The 834-nt window shown below is 44.2% G+C and carries 1 protein-coding gene, 1 pseudogene and 1 riboswitch; the gene and the pseudogene both read right to left on the reverse strand.

All coding sequences use genetic code 11. The features are described 5' to 3' along the window. Positions 1-196, reverse strand: a pseudogene (locus CIK04_RS23420) (hypothetical protein); the annotation flags it as partial. Between the two features lie 148 nt (positions 197-344). Then, a riboswitch (TPP riboswitch) is annotated at positions 345-443 on the reverse strand. A 71-nt stretch (positions 444-514) separates the two neighbouring features. Continuing rightward, positions 515-834: fluoride efflux transporter CrcB (gene crcB / locus CIK04_RS23425; protein ID WP_128824665.1), on the reverse strand; the 320-nt coding region annotated here is incomplete at its 5' end.

An 834-nucleotide genomic window follows, 5' to 3' on the forward strand; every position in this document is an offset into this window, starting at 1 on the left:
ATTTGGCTGAAAGATTGGCGCCTCTTTGGTCCCGCCAACTAGGCTGTCAGCCAAGGAGATTTCGCGCATTGGCACTCTAATGCTCTGAGTCGAGAGCCCTCGACGATACACTTTGGTGGAGTTGGGATACGGCTGCACAGAGAGTGTATCGATGAATTGTTTAGCTTTCCAGTCTCGCTTGTTTGCGATTCGACATCTAGCATTTTTCCTTTCTTGTTATGCTGGATAAAAAGGTTTTGGATAAAAATGCTTGGCGGAAAGTTGTGACAAGAGGCGTTGAACACACAATTTAGAGATTCAATTTGTGGATTCAAGCTTTGATAAGACACCAGTTTGCACTGGTACAAGTATCTTCTCTTGTTCCCTTCGCAGGTTCTAACCTGATCAGGTTCAACGGATCCCGAATAAACGGTCTCAGCCCTAAGGCACTCCGACAAGTGAAGCGATTATATGAAATCGGCTTGGTTAAACCAAGCCGACCTGTTTAAAATTTAACTCAATTTCGCTCATAGCTTCACGATTTGAGTAATTGGAAACCTACCCAAGCAGCAGTAATACTCAAAGTCACGTTTAACACAACGTTTAAGCCCATTTTGAAAAATGCGCCTTGWCTCGCATCAAGCAATACGTTATCCATCGAAAATGTTGAGAAGGTTGTTAGTGCCCCCAAAAAGCCCAAACCGATTATTTGTCGCCATGGCTCAGTTGCCAGCAACTCACTTTCAAACGCGGCAATCAAAAGCCCCATAATAAAGGAACCGACCACGTTTACGGTTAACGTACCATATGGAAACCATCTGCCTAACAACACAACACAGAGCTCTGACACTAAGT

Source organism: Vibrio sp. 03_296, from assembly GCF_002265885.1.